The following is a 17,903-nucleotide window of genomic DNA, read 5'->3' on the forward strand; positions in this document are numbered from 1 at the left end:
TCGTCCGGCTGGACGGCAACAACGCCGAGCTGGGTCGCAAGATCCTCTCCGACGCCAACCACCCGCTGGTCCAGCGCGTGGACACCATGGACGGCGCGGCCGACAAGGCCGCCGAGCTCGCGGCTGCTGCGAAGTAAGGGACGAGGGACTACACAGCCATGGCTATCTTCCTCAACAAGGACAGCAAGGTCATCGTCCAGGGCATGACCGGTGCCACGGGCATGAAGCACACCAAGCTCATGCTGGCCGACGGCACGAACATCGTCGGTGGCGTGAACCCGCGCAAGGCCGGCACGACCGTCGACGTCGACGGCACCGAGATCCCGGTCTTCGGCACCGTCGCCGAGGCGATCGAGAAGACGGGCGCGAACGTGTCCGTCCTCTTCGTCCCGCCGGCCTTCGCCAAGGCCGCCGTCGTCGAGGCCATCGACGCCGAGATCCCGCTCGCGGTCGTCATCACCGAGGGCATCGCCGTCCACGACTCGGCCGCGTTCTACGCCTACGCCGTGTCCAAGGGCAACAAGACCCGGATCATCGGCCCGAACTGCCCCGGTCTCATCACCCCGGGCCAGTCCAACGCCGGCATCATCCCGGGCGACATCACCAAGCCGGGCCGCATCGGCCTGGTCTCGAAGTCCGGCACGCTGACGTACCAGATGATGTACGAGCTGCGGGACATCGGCTTCTCCTCCGCCGTCGGCATCGGTGGCGACCCGGTCATCGGCACCACGCACATCGACGCTCTGGCCGCGTTCGAGGCCGACCCCGACACCGACCTGATCGTCATGATCGGTGAGATCGGCGGCGACGCCGAGGAGCGGGCCGCGGCCTTCATCAAGGAGAACGTGACCAAGCCGGTCGTCGGCTACGTCGCGGGCTTCACCGCGCCCGAGGGCAAGACGATGGGCCACGCCGGCGCCATCGTCTCCGGCTCCTCCGGCACGGCCGCCGCGAAGAAGGAGGCCCTCGAGGCCGCCGGCGTCAAGGTCGGCAAGACGCCGACCGAGACGGCCAAGCTGGCGCGCGAGATCCTCGCCGGCTGACACCATCCCCCGGCACCGGCCGGTAGTGGGCCCGCCCCCTCATGGGGGCGGGCCCACCGCCGTTCGTGCCCTTCGGCGTCGCTGCCCGTCGTGCGCCGGTTCCGTCAGCGTGGCTGTGGCAGCAACCGCTCCGGCCCCTTCTGCGGCTGCTCGCGCAGCTTCGCCCGCAGCTCGCGCTCCGACTCCGACAGCGGCCCGGGGGCGACCGGGGGAGGCACGCCCTGGACGGTCTCGCCCTGCGGCACGGGCGGCTCGTAGTGGGTGGGTGCGGTGCGCAGGGTGAGGGCCGTGGTGCCGATCAGGGTGATGGTGAAGGCGATGGCGGCCCGGGTCCAGAAACGGGCCCGGCGTTCCCCGACGCTGCGCACGACCTGGGGCTTGGCGGCCCGCAGCCGCTCGGTGGAGGCGAGTTCGACCAGCCGCCAGTGCAGCGTCTCCGGATCCGCCAGCTCCGGCAGTCGTTCGGCGACCGCCTCCCGCGCGTGCACCAGCCGGTTCACGGCCGCGCGGGTGCTGGCCTCCGTCTCCGCCGCCGTCTCCGGCAGGCCGAGCCCCACGCCGTCGTGGAGCAGGAGCGTGCGGCGGTAGGACGGCGGGAGCTTCAGCAGGGTGTCCATCAGCGCGCGGTCGAGCGCGTCCGAGGGCGGCGGCTCGGGGTGGCGGTAGCGGGGGCGGAAGCGCTGCCAGGGGGAGAGCGCGCACTCGTACGCCATCGCGCGCACCCAGCTCGCCGGGTCACGGTCCCGGGCCACCTCGGGCCAGCGCTGCCAGGCGATCTGGAACGCCCGTTCGACCGACTCCCGGGCCAGCTCACGGCTCCCGGTCAGCAGATAGGTCTGCCGGACGAGGGCGGGGGCGCAGAAGGCGTAGAGCGCGTCGAAGGCCTGGTCGGGGGTGAGCGCGTCGGTGGCGTCGTCCGGCAGGTAGGTCCGTGCCGGGCGGGCCCCCGGGGCGGGCCCCCGCTCCAGAACCGGCACATGGCCTCGATCAGGAACCGGCGCACGCCGCTGATCGTGAACCGGTCCGGGTCCCCGGTGGCCGCGGTCAGGGGCGGGCGAGTGGGGCCGTTCGTGGGCGGGGCCGCGGGAACGGTCCGCGGCCGGGGCACGGCCACGGCCCGGGTCGTTCGCAGTGGCGCGCCGCCGGTCCTTGGCGGAGCCCCGGCCCCGGTCGGGCCCGGAGCCGGCGGTCACGGTCGCCGAAGTCGCCGAAGTCGCGGTCGCCGCGGTCGCCGCGGTGGCGCGCTTGCGGCCCGGGGCGGAGGCCCGGTCGCGCCCGCGCGACGGGGCCGCCCGAGTGACGTCATCCGCCTGAACCGCGTCCACCGTGCGTGACTCCCGGGCCGTCTGAGGAGACGTCACTCCGGCCTTTTCGCCCAGCGAGTTCAGCACCCTCGCGTACTTCTCCCCTTTCCGGCCGCGGGGTGTCGAACGGCCGGTCTCCCATCCGCGCACCGTCTCGCTGGTCACGCCCACCCGGGAGGCCAGTTGAGCCCGCGTCAGCGAGGCGGCCTCACGCAGGCGTCGGCGCTCCTTCGGCGGGGGGAGCGGCATGGCAGGGCTCTGTGTCACAGCACGCCCCTCCGTGCAGAAAAGTACATAAACGTATATTGAGCGACACAACGGGGGTTCGCCTGTTACGACGGGAAAGCGCGTGTCGTTGGGAGCATGGCGGGCGTGATCGAGATGACCGCTCGCCGACGTCCGCCGTCGCCCCTGCTCACCCGGATGCGCGACCGTTCGCCCGGACTGGTCGGCGGCCTGGTGGATGGTGCGGTCGCGGCGGGTCTGGGACTCGCGTCGTTCGCCGTGCTCGTGACCCTGCTGTGGATCAGCTCGCCGTACCCGGACAGCGGACCCGGCGGCGCGCTGCACGTCGCCGCGGCCCTGTGGCTGCTGTCCCACGGAGTCGAACTGGTCCGTGCCGACACGCTCTCCGGCGGCGCCGCCCCCATGGGCGTCCCGCCGTTGCTGCTGCTCGCCGTGCCCGTGTACCTGCTGCACCGCGCGGCGCGGGACGCCACGGACGGCGGAGCGGGGGGCGGGGACGACGCCGACGACGCGTACGGCGTCGTCGAGGTGGGCGCAGAACCTCCCCTGGTCCCGGCCCGCACGGCCTGGGCCGGTGTCGTCCTCGGCTACCTCGCCGTGGCCGCGCCCGCCGCCCTGTACGCGACCGGCGGTGTGCTGCGGCCCTCGTGGGTGTCGGCGGGGGTGTGCGTGCCGACCGTGGCCGTCGTGGCGACGGGGCTCGGGGTGTGGTCGGCGCACGGCCGTCCGGGCGGGCCGCTGCGGCGGTTGCTCGGGGTGCTGCCCGGAGGGGTACGGCCGCTGGTGCTCGCCCCGGACGGACGCCCGGGGGTCGCCGCCCGGGCCGCGGCGGCCGGGCTGGCCGTGCTGCTCGGAGGCGGGGCACTGCTGGTGGCGGTGTCCCTGGTCGGACACGGGGCCGCGGCCCAGTCGTCGTTGCTCCGGCTGACCGAGGGGTGGTCGGGGCGGTTCGCGGTGCTGCTGCTGTGCGCGGCCCTGGTGCCGAACGCGGCGGTGTGGGGCGCCGCGTACGCCCTCGGGCCCGGGTTCGCCCTGGGCGCCGGGCATGCCGTCGGTCCGTTGTCCTCCGCGCCGGCACCGTTCCTGCCGCCGTTTCCGCTGCTCGCGGCGGTGCCGGAGGCGGGGGCGGGGACACCGGTGCACTGGGCGGCCGGGACGGTGCCGTTGGTCGCCGGGGTGATGGTGGGCAGGTGGGTGGCGAAGGCGGCGGTCGCCGCGGAGCGGGGCGGGACGAGGCCGGGCGGGCGGCCGGGCGTGGTCTGGTCGGCGGGGCGCACCGCCCGTGCGGCCGGCCTGGCGGCCGTGCTGTGCGCCGCCGTGCTGGCGGGGCTCGCCGCGCTGGCGGGCGGGCCGCTCGGGGTGTCCGTGCTGGCCCGTTTCGGCCCGGTGTGGTGGCAGGTCGGCGCGGCGGCACTGGCCTGGCTGGCGCTGGTGGCGATCCCGACGGCACTGGCCGTACGGTCCCGGCGGTGCCGGCCGCCGCGCGAGGACGAGCCGCGGATCGGCCGGCAGCGGGACGACACGGCCGAGGACGACCGGGACCACCGGGGCGGACGGCTGTGGAGGGGGCGCGGGGCCGGGCGCCGTCGCCCACGCCGGACCGGCATCGCCGGGGGAGCCACGGACACGGGAAGCGCCGACGGCGCGGAAGCGTCCTGGGACGACGACGAGGGCCTGGGCGCGATCTGGGCAGCGGGGGCACCCGACGGCCCGGACAGCACCTCCCCGGACGAGAACTGGCCGACGCCGTGGACGGCCGGACCCCCACCCGAGCGCGACGGCTTCGGGACCGGCGGGGCGGGGAGTGCCGACGGCTTCGGACGCGGCGCCTTTCCGGCCGGCGAGGAGCCGGGCGCGGGATGGGCGCCGGGGACGAACCCCGCCGAGCGCCGCGATTTCGGAACGGGTGGGGCGGGGACCGGCGAGGGTTTCGGAACGGGTCGGGCGGGGACCGGCGAGGGTTTCGGGACGGGCAGGGCCGGGAGTGCAGACGGTTTCGGGACGGGTGGGGCCGCAGGTGCAGGCGGTCTCGGGGCGGGTGATGCCCGGAGTGCCGACGGCTTCGGGCGCGGCGCCGCGGCAATCGGCCAGGAGCCGGACGCGGCATGGGCGGCCGGGGCCCCCGAGCGCGCCGGCTTCGGCACGGGCGCGGGGGACAGCGGCCGAGCCCCCGAGCGCGACCGTGCGACCTCCGGCCACCGGGGTCAAGGCGCGGGCGCGGGCACGGGCGCCGGGGACAGCGGCAAAGCCCCCGAGCGCGACCCTGCGGCCCCCGGCCGCCGAGGCCACGGCGGCGCCTTCAGGTCCGTCGAGTCCTACGGCTTCCCTCCGCCCGAGTCGGAGACCCCCTGAGGTCCCGGCCGGGTCGGGGCGGCGCTGTCAGCCGTCCGTGTCCAGCACTCCGCGCAGCTGGTCCGGCAGCAGCTCGGAGCAGGACTGCTTCGCCTCGTTGGTCAGGGCGTCATTGGTGCACGTGTAGTAGTCGCGGTAGACCAGCTGTGCCGCGAAGGACGCGGCGACCAGCATGATGGCCAGGGACGCCGTCACCAGGCCGCTCACCGCCGCCGTCGTCTGCGGACGGCCCTGCTGCTCCGGGGCCGGGGAGTCCGGGTCGGATCTGCGGGGCTTGGCGCGCAGGGAGCTGATGGCCCAGTACAGGGCCAGCGCCCCGAGCAGCAGCGCCACGTACGGCCAGCTGAACAGGGCGAAGAAGAACGCCCACATGCCCGACAGCAGGGCGTAGCGCGCGCGGCGCTGGGCCGGGTCCGTCGGGTCCCAGCGCATGTTCGGGCCGCCGCCCTGGGGGCCGCCCGGGCCCTCGGGACCACCGCGCGGGCGGTCGCCGAAGCCACCGGGGGAGCGGCCGGGCTGCCGGTCGCTCCACTGACTGCCCCACGGCGAACGGTCACGCTCCCCGCCGTCAGGCGCCTCGTCCCCGGAGGGGCGCCGCGGCTGCCAGGGCCGGTCCGGCGTGCCCTCGGGCGGCGGGGCGAAGGGGTTGTCCTCCTGCGATCCGCGCTCACGGCCGCCCCGGTCGCCGCCGTCCGACGGCGCCTCGGGCGGTGAACCGGGGCGCTCCCGCAGCAGCACGGCGCCGCGCTCCCCTCCCTGTGGCGACAGCTGGGGGAACGTGAGGAGTCGCAGGCTGCGGTCCGGCATCAAGTGAGCGTCTTCCCGTGGGTGAGTAGGACTGGCTGGAGGGGACTGGGCGGTGTCGGATCCGGGTCCGTCACTTCCTGAACGCTCCGCGTCCGGACGGCGTTCCCGAACCAGCCCCGCCCAGACGCTACCTTCCGGCCACGCCCCCGTCCCGTGGGGGCCGTCCGGTGTGCCGGTATCGTTGCTGACGGTCGGCCGGTTCGTAGGCTTCCCCGTATCCGGGGGCCCGAAGCATTCGTATGAATGCACAAATAGCCACGAGGCGAGCCGCCAGGACAGACGCTCCCCCGAGAAAGGCCCACCACCGTGGCCGCCAAGCCCGTGGCCCCGCGCGCCAAGCGCCTCGTCGTGCTGGTCTCCGGATCCGGCACCAACCTCCAGGCGCTGCTCGACGAGATCGCCGCCATCGGCACGCAGGAGTACGGGGCCGAGATCGTCGCCGTCGGCGCCGACCGCGACGGCATCGAGGGGCTGGCCCGCGCCGAGCGCGCCGGGCTGCCGACCTTCGTGCGCAGGGTCAGGGACTACGGCAGCCGCGAGGAGTGGGACGCGGCGCTCGCCGAGGCCGTCGCCGCCTTCGAGCCCGACCTCGTCGTCTCCGCCGGGTTCATGAAGATCGTCGGCAAGGAGTTCCTCGCCCGGTTCGGCGGGCGGTTCGTCAACACCCACCCCGCCCTGCTGCCCAGTTTCCCGGGGGCCCACGGCGTACGGGACGCGCTCGCGTACGGCGCCAGGGTCACCGGCTGCACCGTCCACTTCGTCGACGACGGCGTCGACACCGGGCCGATCATCGCGCAGGGCGTGGTGGAGGTCCGGGACGAGGACGACGAGAGCGCTCTGCACGAGCGCATCAAGGAAGTCGAGCGAAGGCTGCTCGTCGAGGTCGTGGGGCGGCTCGCCCGCCACGGCTATCGCATTGAGGGACGAAAGGTAGTTATCCAGTGACCGCCGAGAGCAACAAGCGGCCCCTTCGCCGGGCGCTCGTCAGCGTCTACGACAAGACCGGTCTGGAGGACCTCGCGCGCGGGCTCCACGAGGCCGGGGTCGAGCTCGTCTCCACCGGCTCCACCGCCGCGAAGATCGCCGCTGCCGGCGTCCCCGTCACCAAGGTCGAGGAGCTCACCGGCTTCCCCGAGTGCCTGGACGGCCGCGTGAAGACGCTGCACCCGCGCGTGCACGCCGGCATCCTCGCCGACCTGCGCCTGGACAGCCACCGCGAGCAGCTCGCCGAGCTGGAGGTCGAGCCGTTCGACCTGGTCGTCGTCAACCTCTACCCGTTCCGCGAGACCGTCGCCTCCGGCGCCTCCCCCGACGAGTGCGTGGAGCAGATCGACATCGGCGGCCCCTCGATGGTCCGCGCCGCCGCCAAGAACCACCCCTCGGTCGCGGTCGTCACCAGCCCGGCCCGCTACGCCGACGTGCTCGCGGCCGTCCAGAACGGCGGCTTCGACCTCGCCACCCGCAAGCGGCTCGCCGCCGAGGCCTTCCAGCACACGGCCGCCTACGACGTGGCCGTCGCCTCCTGGTTCGCCTCCTCCTACGCGCCGGCCGACGAGTCGCGCTTCCCCGACTTCCTCGGCGCGACCTGGGAGCGCGAGCACACCCTGCGCTACGGCGAGAACCCGCACCAGCCGGCCGCGCTCTACGTCTCCCCGGAGGGCGGCGGTCTCGCCCAGGCCGAGCAGTTGCACGGCAAGGAGATGTCGTACAACAACTACACGGACACGGACGCCGCCCGCCGTGCCGCGTACGACCACGCCGAGCCGTGCGTCGCGATCATCAAGCACGCCAACCCCTGCGGCATCGCGATCGGCGCGGACGTCGCCGAGGCCCACCGCAAGGCGCACGCCTGCGACCCGCTGTCGGCGTTCGGCGGCGTGATCGCGGTCAACCGCCCGGTCAGCAAGGAGATGGCCGAGCAGGTCGCGGAGATCTTCACCGAGGTCATCGTCGCGCCGGACTACGAGGACGGCGCGCTGGAGGCCCTCACCAAGAAGAAGAACATCCGCGTGCTGCGCTGCCCGGAGGGCCCGGCCGCCCCGGTCGAGGTCAAGCCGATCGACGGCGGTGCGCTGCTGCAGCTCACCGACCGGCTCCAGGCCGACGGCGACGACCCGGCCAACTGGACGCTCGCGACCGGCGAGGCGCTGAGCGAGGCCGAGCTGGCCGAGCTGGCCTTCGCCTGGAAGGCCTGCCGCGCGGTGAAGTCCAACGCGATCCTGCTCGCCAAGGACGGCGCCTCGGTGGGCGTCGGCATGGGGCAGGTCAACCGCGTCGACTCCGCGAAGCTGGCCGTCGAGCGGGCGGGCGCCGAGCGCGCGGCGGGCTCCTACGCCGCGTCCGACGCCTTCTTCCCCTTCCCCGACGGCCTGGAGATCCTCACCGAGGCCGGCGTGAAGGCCGTGGTCCAGCCCGGCGGTTCGGTCCGCGACGAACTGGTCGTGGAGGCCGCGCGCAAGGCGGGCGTCACGATGTACTTCACGGGCACGCGGCACTTCTTCCACTGACCGAGGACCGGTTCGACGGAGCGGTCGGACCACACGAGCGGGCGGCGCTGCGCGGAAACGCGTGGCGCCGCCCTGTTTTCCCGGCCGTCGCCCTCTTCATAGGATCCCCGGACCGCGAGTAACATACAGACTTATCTGTTTCCCGGTGTTCGTTATCCGGTTACCCGCCTCCGCCCCCTTCACCTCGGAGATCCCGTACATGCCACGTCAGGAACGCGCCCTGCGGACCCGGGCACTGCTGCTCAGGTCCGCCGCCGAATGCATCAAGGAGCACGGTTACGACGGCTCCAGCACCACGGACGTACTGCGGCGGGCGGGTGTGACCCGGGGGGCCCTCTACTTCCACTTCCCGTCCAAGGAGGCGCTGGCCGACGCCATCGTCGAGTACCAGCGGCCCCTGCTGCGTTCCCTGCCCGGCGACTGCTCCCTGCAGTCCGCCATCGACCTCACGCTCTCCTACGCGCGGGCGCTGCAGCAGGACGTGATCCTGCAGGCCGCCGTGCGGCTGGCGACCGAGGAGACCTCCTACCAGCCCGGCACCCGCCCCTACCTGTGGTCCCGGCAGAGCGTGGCCGACCTGCTGCACCAGGCCCGCAACAAGGGTGAACTGCTCCCGCACACCGACCCCGACGAGATCGCCGTCCTGGTCGTCGGGGCGTTCACCGGCATCCAGCTGCTGTCCCAGCTGTCCTGCGGGCGGGCCGACCTGCTGTTCCGCGTCTGCGTGCTGTGGCGGGCCCTGCTGCCCGGGATCGCCGCCCCCGGGCTGCTGCTGCGCCTGCGGACCGACGAGAAGCGGGTGGAGGAACTGGAGCTGGCCGACGCGGCCCCCGACCCGGAGCTGCACGACGTCGGGTGACGGTGCCTGACCGTGAGTGACGCTTCTCACGTCCGTACGGCCCGTCAGCCAAAACCTGTAGCACCACCGAAATAAACAGGCGAGTATGTTTGTTTCAGAGGCAAGGCGGCACGGGGGAGCCGCGTGATCCTGGTGTGTCCGCACGTCCCCCTGCTCCGCCATGAACAGAAGGGGAACCGCAACCGATGGGAAACGCTGCTTCCGCCAGGCGCGTGGCACCTCCGCACCTTCTCGAACTCGGCCGGTTCCTGATGGCACGGCGGGCCGAGGTGTCCCCGAACCAGGTCGGTCTCCCGGACGCCGGCAAGCGGCGCACACCGGGCCTGCGCCGCGAGGAGGTGGCACTGCTCGCCGGCGTGGGCGTCTCCTGGTACACGTGGATCGAGCAGGGCCGTGCCGAGAACGTCTCGGGCGAGGTGCTCGACTCCATCGCCCGCGTGCTCCGCCTCAGCGAGAACCAACGGCTGTACCTGCGCCAGCTCGCCGGTGTGCAGGCCGTCCCGCTGCTGCCGGACGCCCCGCCGGCGGCGGAGGCCATGCGTCCGTTCGTCGAGAACTGGTGGCCCAACCCCGCGTACATCGCCGACCACGCCTGGAACGTCGTGGTCGCCAACGCGGCGGCGGAGTCCCTCCTCGGCATGGTCGACGAACGTCCGGGTGGCGCCTGCCTCGACGCGGGCACCGGGTCCGGCGGCCTCGGCGGACGCCGGCCGTACAACATCCTGCGGGAGTTCTTCACCAACGACGACGTACGGTCCGCCTACCCGCTGTGGGAGAAGATCGCCCCGACCGTCGTGGCCCGCTTCCGCAGCCAGGCCGCTCTGCACATCGAGGACGCGGCGATCCCCGCGCTGGTGGAGGAACTGCGCGTCGCCAGCCCCGTGTTCGCGCAGCTGTGGGACCGGCACGAGGTGCTGGAGGACTCCTGCGGCCCCGAGGTGCTCACCCACCCCGCCGTCGGCGACCTGCACTTCACCCGCGCCACGCTCGACTTCACCCGCCGTATCGCCCTGCGGATGACGGTGTTCCTGCCCACTCCGGGCACCGGCACGGAGGCGGCGCTGCGCCGGATGTCCCACGTGACGCTGGCGCAGCGGATGAACAGCCTGGGCCGTGACGGCCTGGTGGGGGAGGCCCGGTGAGCACCGTGCTGAACAGCCATGTGACCGAGCCTGTCCGGGTCCGGCTCGGCACGCACCGGCTGACCTATCTCCCCGACGGCTATGTGCAGTTGCAGCCGAGGGCCTGGTTCCCGGACTCACCCGGTGCGTTCTGGGAGCGTCACGGCGGCCACCTCGACGACGAGGGCTTCCTGCGGGCCTCGGTCGGTGCGCTGCTCGTCGAGTACGAGGACCGGGCCCTGCTCCTCGACACCGGCTTCGGGCCGGCCCGCGTCCCCGCCGAGCACACCATCCCGCCCCTGGGGCGGATCGAGGGCGGAGGCCTTCCGGACGCGCTCGCCGCGGCGGGGGTCGCCTGGGAGTCGGTGGACACCGTGGCCTTCACGCACCTGCACGACGACCATGTCGGCTGGGCCGGGGACGAGCGGCTGCGCGGTGCCCGGTTCGTGGCCTCGGCCGCGGAATGGCGCGGTGCGCACCGCCGTCCGGCCGGGCAGCCGGTGGCCGTGCGGGACGGCCAGGAGCTGTTCCCCGGTGTCACGGCGCTCGCCACCCCGGGACACACCCCGGGGCACCTGTCGTACGTGATCCGCGGCGGCTCCGACGGGCCCGCGGCCGTGGTGGTCGGCGACGTCCTGCACTCCGCCCTGCAACTGGCCGATCCGACCTGGCGGGCGGCCTCCGACATCGATCCCGCGGAGGCGGTCCGCAGCCGCCGCAAGGTCGTGGCGGAACTCTCCCGGCCCGGCACGATCGGCTTCGCCGGCCACTTCTCCGGCGCGGTGTTCGGGCGGCTGGCGGTTTCCGGCGACGCGCTGCGGTGGCAGCCGCTGGACTGACGTCCTCCCGCCTGCCCGGCCCACCGGCCCCCGGTCCCCGCGGACCGGGGGCCGGGCGCGTTTCCCCACTCTTCCCGCGCTCCCCCCCCCGTTTCCGCAGGCTTTCCGCCCCCACGGCTCCCGCCGGCGGAGTCGTCCCGTGCCGTGCGTGACCCCCGCGGATATTCCCGGCCGGGGACAAGTGGCCGTTCTCTTCTGTTGGCGCGAGCAATATGTTGCCTGCGCACTGGCAGGTCGTACGGACCCGGCCGAGCCTGAAGGCATGTCCTCAACGGTTGTTCCCCCGATGTCCCGCCCGGCACCGGTCGAACCGCGGCGGCTGCGCACCGTCGCCGGACGGTTCACCACCGGAGTGGTGGCCGTGACGGCGCTGCGCGGCTCCGACGGTGCTCCCGCGGGGCTGGCCGTCAACTCGTTCACCTCGGTGTCCCTGGACCCTCCTCTCGTGCTGTTCTGCGTGGCCAGGACCAGCAGCAGCTGGCCCGACGTCCGTTCGGCGGACCGGTTCTGCGTGAACATCCTCGGCGAGGGCCAGCGCGATCTCAGCACCCGTTTCGCGACCAGCGGGGGCGACAAGTTCGGTGCGGCCTCCTGGACGGCCTCACCGGGCGGGGCGCCCGTCCTGGACGGCTCGATCGGCTGGATCGAGTGCTCCGTCGAGGAGGAGATACCGGCCGGCGACCACGACGTGGTGATAGCCCGCGTCCACGACCTGGACACCCACCACGAGGACTCGCCCCTGCTGTTCTTCCGCGGCCTGTACGGGCGTTACGCCCAGCTCTGACCCTCTTTCAGGAAAGGACGATGCATTCGTGAAGCACACAGCGGCCCCGCTCGGAGTGGGGATCGTCGGACTGAGCGCGGACGGCGGGTGGGGCGGGCGCGGCCACGTGCCCGCACTGCGAGCCGTCGAAGGCTACGAACTGCGCGCGCTGACGGCGTCCACGCCCGACTCCGCACGCAAGGCCGCGGCGGCGTTCGGACTGCCCGAGTCGGCCGCGGGGACCGACGCCGCCGAACTCGCGGCCCGGGACGACGTCGACCTGGTGGTGGTCGCCGTCCGCGTGCCCCGCCACCGGGAACTGATCCTGCCCGTCCTGCGGGCCGGCAAGACGGTGCTCAGCGAGTGGCCCCTGGGCAACGGCACCGCCGAGGCCGAGGAACTCGCCGCCGTCGCGGCCGCGGCGGGCGTGCGGACGGCGGTGGGCCTGCAGGCCCGGTCCGCTCCGGTCGTCCGCTACCTCCGGGACCTCGTCGCGGACGGTTTCGTCGGCGAGGTGCTGTCCACCACGCTGGTCGGGTCCGGCGGCGGCTGGGGCCCGGTGGTGGCCGAGCGCACCGCCTACGTCGCCGACCGCGCCAACGGGGCGACCCTGCTGACCGTTCCGTTCGGGCACACGCTGGACGCGCTGACCATGGTGCTGTCCGGGTTCGCGACCCTGACCGCCACCACGGCGACCCGGCGTCCCCGGGTGCGGATCGCCGAGACCGGTGCCACGCTGCCGATGACCGCCGAGGACCAGATCGCCGTGACCGGGCGCCTGGAGAGCGGGGCGGTCGCCTCCCTGCACTACCGGGGCGGCTCCTCGCGCGGAACCAACCTGCTCTGGGAGATCAACGGCACCGAGGGCGACCTGGTGCTGACCGGCGACTCCGGCCATCTGCAGTTCGGCCAGGTGGAGTTGCGCGGCGCCCGGGGTGACCGGCGGGAACTGCGGCCGCTGCCGGTACCCGGGGACTATCTGCTGCCGGGCGGCCTCGACCGCCTCGCGGCCCTCGACGGACCGGCCGGAGTGGTCGCCCACGCCTACCACCAGTTGCGCGCCGACCTGCGGGACGGCACCTCGGTGGTACCGGACTTCGCCCACGCCGCCGCCCACCACCGGCTGCTGGACCGCATCACCCACGCTGCGGAAACCGGCACCGCGCAGTAACCAGACCCGGCGACCTCCGGACCCCTGCCACCCCGGTCCGGGCCACCGGCCGATCCCGACCCCTGCAACCCGACCCCGCCACCCGACCCCGGCCCCCCGTTTCCGGTCACTCCCGATCCCGGCCACCGGCCGATCCGGGCCACCGGCCGATCCCGGCCACACCCGACCTCGGCCATCGGCCGACCCCGGCCGCTCCCGACCTCGGCCACCGGCCGACCCCGGCCACGCCCCGACCCCGACCACCCCCGACCCCGGCCACCCCGGCCCCCGGCCCCACCCGCAGTGCGGGGGGCCGTCCGGGACTCAGCCGGCCTCCCGACCCGACGGACCCCTGCCGAGGCGCGTCCGGCGCCACGGTGTCCGTCGCCCACCCCCGACCACAGGAGCATCATGCACACCGGCTTCGGAGCCTTCCTCTCCCCCCTCCACGCGCCCGGACAGGACCCGCACCTGACCATTCGCCGGGACCTGCAGCTCGTCGAGCACCTCGACGAACTCAACTTCGACGAGTGCTGGTTCGGCGAACACCACTCCCTGTCCTGGCCGACGGTGGGCGCCCCGGAGACGATGATCGCGGCCCTCGCCGAGCGGACCCGGCAGATCAAGCTGGCCAACGGCGTGGTGACGCTGCCCTTCCACCACCCGTTCCACGTCGCGACCCGGGCGATCATGCTGGACCACCTGACGCGCGGCCGGTACATCCTGGGCGTCGGTCCCGGTGCCACCCCCAACGACGCCCACATGCTCGGACTCGACCTCGGCGAGCTGAAGCGCATGGCGCGCGAGGCCATCCCCACCGTCATGGAACTGGTCAACGGCGAGGAGCGGATCTCGGAGAAGACGGACTGGTACACCCTCCAGGACGCCAAGATGCAGCTGCCGCGCTACAGCAAGCCCGGCATCGAGATCGCCGTCTCCAGCGTCGGCACCCCCAACAGCCCCCAGATCGCCGGCAAGTACGGCCTCGGCCTGCTGTCGTTCGGCGCCCCGCCGCCCGGCTGGCCGGCCGTCGACCTGGCCCGGCAGTGGAGTTACGCGGAGGAGTCGGCCGAGGAGCACGGCCAGCGCGTGGACCGCCGCAACTGGCGCATCGCCGTGCCCCTGCACATCGCCGAGACCCGCGAGGAGGCCTTCCGGGACGCCCGGGAGGGCTTCGGGAAGTGGCTGCACGGCTACTGGGGCGAGGCGGTCGGCGCCGACGTCCTCGGCGGCCTCGAAGGGGTGCCGGAGTCCCGGCACCTGGAGGCGACCGTGGAGCAGGGCCGGGCGGTCGTCGGGTCGGTCGAGGACGCGGTGGAGGCCATCCGGAACCTCCAGGAGACCACCGGGGGCTTCGGCACGTTCCTCACCTACGTGGTCAACTGGGCCTCCTTCGAGAAGGTCAAGCGCAGCTTCGAACTGCTGGCGACCGAGGTGGCCCCGCGGTTCACGGGCACCGCCGACCGCGGTCTGGAGTCGGTGCGGTGGAGCACCGAGAACCGGGCCCTGTTCCCCCACACCGAGCCACTGCGCACGCGCCTCGCCGCGACCGCCCGCTGACCCGGACCCCCTCACCCACACGCGCGCCCGGCCCGCCGGCTCCCCGGCGGGCCGGGCGCACCCGTGTTACGGAACTTTCAATTCCAGCCCCGCTTCCGCCGGCATTCCCGTAACGTGTACCGGACTTCCCATTTCCGGATTCGAGCTCATCCTGTTGGTCGTGGCAATAGCGTTGATGGCCACTGGTTCAGGTGAAAGTCCCCTGTGATGCTTGATCCGTGACGAAACGAATCGCCGTCGTAGGCGCCTACGGATCGGGAAAGACAACGCTTTCCACGGCGCTCTCGCATCTGACCGGCCTGCCCCGCACCCACGGTTCGCCCATGCGGGAGCCGATCGGGGGCGAGGGCCGCAGTGTGCACAACTGGACCGACGGGCAGCTCATCCAGCTCACCGTGAACCGCTACGCGGAACGGCTGCTCGGCGAGGCCGCCCACCCGGAGGGCTTCGTGTCCGACGGTTCCGTGGTGCACGAGTGGGTGTACGCCAAGCTCCGTCTGGTCGCCGGCTCGTACCCGGGCACGCTCACCCCGCTGGAGGACCGGCACCGCAACACCACGACGGCCGCGCTCGAAGCGGCCGTGGACGACATCGGCCTGCTGATGAAGCACCACGCCCGTACCGCCTACCAGGCCTTCGTGCACGTGCCGGTGGAGTTCGAGCTGGCACCGGACAACCGCCCGATCAACGAGAACTTCCGGCACCTGTCCGACTCCCTGCTGCTGCCCGCCCTCCAGGCCACGGGCGTCCCCGTGCACACCGTCCACGGCGACGTGGCCGAGCGCCTCGCCCAGACCGTGAAGCACCTGGGGCTCCAGGACGCCACGGTCATGACTCCCGACGAGGCCGTCGGGCTCACCGCGTCCGCCCGCTGACCCACCCACCGAGCCCCCAGGCTCTCTTCCGCAAAGGTGACCACCTGTGTCCGCGCTCGAAGTACCCAGTTTCAAGGACAATCCCAAGCTGAAGCTCGCCATTTCCGGCACGTATTCGACGGGAAAGTCGACGACGACCGAGGCCCTTTCCATAGCCACCGGAATACCGCGTACCCACGCCAAGACCTCGCGCGAGCTGCTGGTGGACCTCGTTCCCGGCAAGACCGTCATGGAACTCAACGCCATGGAACTCGTGAAACTCGGACTGCGCCGCTTCGAGGAGCGCGTGCACAACGAGTCCAGCGGTGACGCCTTCATCTCCGATGGCGGCGTGTTCCACGAGTGGGTCTATTTCGAGGCGCGGATGCGCGTCGGCATCAACCCCGGCGCCGACTGGTGGTTCAAGGGCATCAAGAAGGTCATGGGCCTGCCGGTGAAGCACTTCTACCAGCGCTACACCGACACCCTGGGCGACATCACCCGTGCCCGCGCCAAGCGGATCTACGACGCCTACGTCCACCTGCCGGTCGAGTTCGACATGGAGCCCGACGGCCACCGGCCCGTCTCCGAGAAGTTCCGCCGCCTCTCCGACGACCTGCTCATCGAGGCGCTGGAGCGGATGGACATCCCCTACCGGGTCATCGGCGGTCCCATCCCGGACCGGATCGAGAAGATCGTCAAGCTCTTCGACCTGCCGGTGGTGGTCCCGATCGAGGAGGCCATCGAGGAGGCGCAGCGCCGCGTCCTGGCCGACATCGAGGACCTCAAGGCCGACGCCCGCTTCCACGAGGCACAGCGCCAGAAGTCCCTGGCCCGGCGCATCGGTTACGCCATGCGCTACTGACCGGCGCGCCGCTCCCGCCCCCGCACGTCCCCACCGTCCCGTCCCCTCCCTTCCCACCCTCGTCCCCCCGACGTCAACCACGAAAGGAACCGGCGTGTCCGGCATCAACTCGACACGGCCGCGTCATCTGGGAGCGGTGCTCGCACTGCTCGCGTTCGCCCAGATGATCATTGCGATCGACTACAACATCGTCTTCGTCTCCCTGCCGGAGATCGGCGACAAGCTCGGCTTCGGCGCCCAGGACCTCCAGTGGGTGGTCTCCGCCTACGCCGTCGCCTTCGGCGGATTCCTGCTGCTGGGCGGCCGGGCGACCGACCTCTTCGGCCGCAAGCGGATGTTCGTCCTCGGCCTCTTCCTCTACGCGGTGTCCTCCCTCGCGGGCGGTCTCGCCGAGGAGCCGTGGCTGCTCATCGCCGCCCGGGCGGTGCAGGGCCTGGGCGGCGCGTTCCTCGCGCCGGCGACCCTGTCCCTCGTCACGACGCTCTTCGCGGAGGGCGCCGAACGCAACCGTGCCCTGTCCGTGTGGGGCGGCGCCGGCGGCTCCGGCATGGTGCTCGGCTCGATCCTCGGCGGTCTGCTGACCGACGCCTTCGGCTGGCCCTCGGTCTTCTACGTCAACGTGCTGCTGGCCGGCGCCGCCATGTTCGTGGCGATGTCCCTGCTGCCCGACGACAAGCCGCAGGCCGGCAGCGGGTTCGACCTGCCCGGCGCGATCACCGGCACCGTCGCGTCCACGCTGTTCGTCTTCGCCCTCGTGCAGGGCCCGGAGGCGGGCTGGGGCTCCGGCCAGGTCCTGGCCGCGCTCGCCGTCGCCGTCCTGACCTTCGCGCTGTTCCTGGTCATCGAGAGCCGGAGCGCGGCCCCCATGGTGCCGCTGCGGCTGTTCGGCAACCGCAACCTGTCCACCGGTGCCGGCATCACCTTCCTGTTCATGGCCACCTTCGGGGCCCTGGCGTACTTCCTCACCCAGTACTGGCAGATCGTCCAGGGCTACAGCGCCTGGACCACCGGCTTCGCCTTCGTGCTGCCGTCCGGCAGCGTGCTGATCGGCACGATCGTGGGCGGCAAGTGGGCCACCAGGTTCGGCGTGCGCAACACCCTGTTCATCGGTCTGGCCATGGGCCTGGTGGGCACCGTCGTGCTCGCCCTCACGCTCGGCCAGGACGCCTCGTACGGCGTGATCGCGCCCTCGCTGTTCGTGCTCTCGCTGGGCCAGGGCATCGTCTTCACGACCATGTTCGCCGCGGCCACCACCGGGGTCGAGGCGGCGGACCAGGGCATCGGCTCCGGAATCGCGACGACCGGCCAGCAGATCGGCGGCGCCGTCGGCCTCGCCGTGCTGATCGCGATCGCCAACGCCTCGGGCGGCGGGGAGACCAAGGACCTCGGCGAACTCATGGACGGAGTCACCACGGCCACCTGGGCGATCGCCGTCGGCATCGCGCTCACGTTCCTCGTGGTGCTCAACTTCAAGAAGCCGGCGTCGGGCGACCACGTCGACCCCGCGGAGAGCGAGCCGGTCGCGGGCACCGCTGAGCCCGTCCAGGCCAGCCGGACCGCCTGAGCACCGCCCGACCTGGACGTCGGCGATACCCGGTCCACTGTTGCGGAGGGTCCCGGGCATCGCCGTCGC

The 17,903-nt window shown here is 72.9% G+C and carries 14 protein-coding genes and 2 pseudogenes; 14 read left to right on the top strand and 2 right to left on the bottom strand.

The annotated features are described in order from the left end of the window. Together RIN80_RS15155 and sucD are read left to right on the top strand one after the other, a co-directional pair. Positions 1-137: pseudogene (locus RIN80_RS15155) on the top strand (succinate--CoA ligase subunit beta); the annotation flags it as partial. Positions 138-158: 21 nt separating this feature from the next. Next, positions 159-1,043: a succinate--CoA ligase subunit alpha gene (gene sucD / locus RIN80_RS15160; protein ID WP_309096114.1), complete on the top strand. Its 885-nt coding sequence runs from the start codon at positions 159-161 to the stop codon at positions 1,041-1,043. A gap of 104 nt (positions 1,044-1,147) precedes the next feature. Here sucD and RIN80_RS15165 read toward each other — a convergent pair whose 3' ends face one another. Further along, positions 1,148-2,614 carry a helix-turn-helix domain-containing protein gene (locus RIN80_RS15165; protein WP_309096115.1) on the bottom strand — a complete coding sequence of 489 codons (1,467 nt, stop codon included), beginning with the start codon at positions 2,612-2,614 and terminating at the stop codon, positions 1,148-1,150. 96 nt (positions 2,615-2,710) lie between these two features. Between RIN80_RS15165 and RIN80_RS15170 the strand changes: the two are divergent. Beyond that, positions 2,711-4,064, top strand: a pseudogene (locus RIN80_RS15170) (DUF6350 family protein); the annotation flags it as partial. Between the two features lie 908 nt (positions 4,065-4,972). Here RIN80_RS15170 and RIN80_RS15175 read toward each other — a convergent pair. Further along, positions 4,973-5,752, bottom strand: a complete 780-nt coding sequence (locus RIN80_RS15175) for a hypothetical protein (RefSeq protein ID WP_309096116.1) — start codon at positions 5,750-5,752, stop codon at positions 4,973-4,975. 306 nt (positions 5,753-6,058) lie between these two features. On the opposite strand from RIN80_RS15175, the gene purN reads away from it, so the two are divergent. The 11 genes from purN (at position 6,059) to RIN80_RS15230 (ending at position 17,834) form a co-directional block, all read left to right on the top strand. Further along, positions 6,059-6,697, top strand: coding sequence for a phosphoribosylglycinamide formyltransferase (gene purN / locus RIN80_RS15180; RefSeq protein ID WP_309096117.1), 639 nt, complete (start codon positions 6,059-6,061; stop codon positions 6,695-6,697). Continuing rightward, a complete protein-coding gene (purH, locus tag RIN80_RS15185) occupies positions 6,694-8,259 on the top strand; it encodes a bifunctional phosphoribosylaminoimidazolecarboxamide formyltransferase/IMP cyclohydrolase (RefSeq protein WP_309096118.1) in 1,566 nt (521 codons plus the stop codon). Before purN ends, purH begins: the two co-directional genes overlap by 4 nt. A 199-nt stretch (positions 8,260-8,458) precedes the next feature. After that, entirely contained in the window at positions 8,459-9,118 is a 660-nt protein-coding gene (locus tag RIN80_RS15190; protein WP_309096119.1) for a ScbR family autoregulator-binding transcription factor, read from the top strand. Positions 9,119-9,303: 185 nt separating this feature from the next. Continuing rightward, a complete protein-coding gene (locus RIN80_RS15195; RefSeq protein WP_309096120.1) occupies positions 9,304-10,260 on the top strand; it encodes a helix-turn-helix transcriptional regulator in 957 nt (318 codons plus the stop codon). Then, positions 10,257-11,078: an MBL fold metallo-hydrolase gene (locus RIN80_RS15200; protein ID WP_309096121.1), complete on the top strand. Its 822-nt coding sequence runs from the start codon at positions 10,257-10,259 to the stop codon at positions 11,076-11,078. The genes RIN80_RS15195 and RIN80_RS15200 overlap by 4 nt, the downstream gene beginning before the upstream one ends. 286 nt (positions 11,079-11,364) lie before the next feature. Continuing rightward, the gene (locus tag RIN80_RS15205; protein ID WP_309096122.1) at positions 11,365-11,862 is read left to right on the top strand and encodes a flavin reductase family protein; all 498 of its coding nucleotides are present in this window, start codon (positions 11,365-11,367) and stop codon (positions 11,860-11,862) included. Between the two features lie 28 nt (positions 11,863-11,890). After that, on the top strand, positions 11,891-13,012 hold the full coding sequence (locus tag RIN80_RS15210; protein WP_309096123.1) for a Gfo/Idh/MocA family oxidoreductase: 1,122 nt from the start codon (positions 11,891-11,893) through the stop codon (positions 13,010-13,012). A gap of 390 nt (positions 13,013-13,402) precedes the next feature. Then, on the top strand, positions 13,403-14,551 hold the full coding sequence (locus RIN80_RS15215; RefSeq protein ID WP_309096124.1) for an LLM class flavin-dependent oxidoreductase: 1,149 nt from the start codon (positions 13,403-13,405) through the stop codon (positions 14,549-14,551). A gap of 218 nt (positions 14,552-14,769) precedes the next feature. Then, the gene (locus RIN80_RS15220) at positions 14,770-15,426 is read left to right on the top strand and encodes an AAA family ATPase (RefSeq protein ID WP_309096125.1); all 657 of its coding nucleotides are present in this window, start codon (positions 14,770-14,772) and stop codon (positions 15,424-15,426) included. Between the two features lie 46 nt (positions 15,427-15,472). After that, a complete protein-coding gene (locus RIN80_RS15225; protein ID WP_309096126.1) occupies positions 15,473-16,270 on the top strand; it encodes an ATP-binding protein in 798 nt (265 codons plus the stop codon). A 94-nt stretch (positions 16,271-16,364) separates the two neighbouring features. Then, the gene (locus tag RIN80_RS15230) at positions 16,365-17,834 is read left to right on the top strand and encodes an MFS transporter (RefSeq protein WP_309096127.1); all 1,470 of its coding nucleotides are present in this window, start codon (positions 16,365-16,367) and stop codon (positions 17,832-17,834) included. Positions 17,835-17,903: the final 69 nt, after the last annotated feature.

The organism is Streptomyces sp., assembly GCF_031181705.1.
Lineage (GTDB): Bacteria > Actinomycetota > Actinomycetes > Streptomycetales > Streptomycetaceae > Streptomyces.

Excerpts from the sequence above, each read along its gene's own strand:
- RIN80_RS15195 (WP_309096120.1), top strand. The coding sequence starts at position 9,304 with ATGGGAAACGCTGCTTCCGCCAGGCGCGTGGCACCTCCGCACCTTCTC.
- RIN80_RS15215 (WP_309096124.1), top strand. The coding sequence starts at position 13,403 with ATGCACACCGGCTTCGGAGCCTTCCTCTCCCCCCTCCACGCGCCCGGA.
- RIN80_RS15205 (WP_309096122.1), top strand. The coding sequence starts at position 11,365 with ATGTCCCGCCCGGCACCGGTCGAACCGCGGCGGCTGCGCACCGTCGCC.
- RIN80_RS15190 (WP_309096119.1), top strand. The coding sequence starts at position 8,459 with ATGCCACGTCAGGAACGCGCCCTGCGGACCCGGGCACTGCTGCTCAGG.
- RIN80_RS15175 (WP_309096116.1), bottom strand. The coding sequence starts at position 5,752 with ATGCCGGACCGCAGCCTGCGACTCCTCACGTTCCCCCAGCTGTCGCCA.
- sucD (WP_309096114.1), top strand. The coding sequence starts at position 159 with ATGGCTATCTTCCTCAACAAGGACAGCAAGGTCATCGTCCAGGGCATG.